The 517-nt window shown below is 77.0% G+C and carries 1 pseudogene; it reads right to left on the reverse strand.

Features of this window, described 5'->3' with window-relative positions:
* Window positions 1-495, reverse strand: a pseudogene (locus HMPREF0731_RS22910) (hypothetical protein); the annotation flags it as partial.
* Between the last annotated feature and the right edge of the window lie 22 nt (window positions 496-517).

A 517-nucleotide genomic window follows, 5' to 3' on the forward strand; every position in this document is an offset into this window, starting at 1 on the left:
GCCGGACGGCGCGCGCGGCGCCGCGTCCAGCCGCAGCACGGCGCTGGCCGGGGCGGGCAGCTCCGGCAGGCTCTCGCGCAGCAGGCGCCGCATGTCCTGCTCGGTGGAGCGGGAGACGGCGATCACCCCATCGGCGTGCAGCGGCAGATTGGCGAACCAGCGCGCATAGTCGCGGCTGGTGCCCTCGGTGCAGTATTCCGGCAGCAGCAGCGGAATGCAGTCATGCAGCAGCGGCACGTGGCGCAGCCCGTCGCGCTGCCGCGCCGCGCGCAGGCAGGCCAGGTGGTCGGGCAGGCTCCAGCTGCCGCCGAGCGTCGCCAGCACCGCGCCGGGGGCGAAGCGCAGCGCCGGCGGCGCCGCCAGGATTTCTTCCAGGAGCGCGACGGTGTCGCGCCAGTCCGCCTCCTCGGGATCGGCGCCGGTGGTCATCAGCCGGTCCAGCCGCAGGAAGAGCGGCGCCGGCAGCTCGCGCCAGCCGCCGCCGGCGCGTGGCATGGCGCAGAGGCGCGGCGCCGCG

It is taken from the genome of Pseudoroseomonas cervicalis ATCC 49957 (genome assembly GCF_000164635.1).
GTDB lineage: Bacteria > Pseudomonadota > Alphaproteobacteria > Acetobacterales > Acetobacteraceae > Pseudoroseomonas > Pseudoroseomonas cervicalis.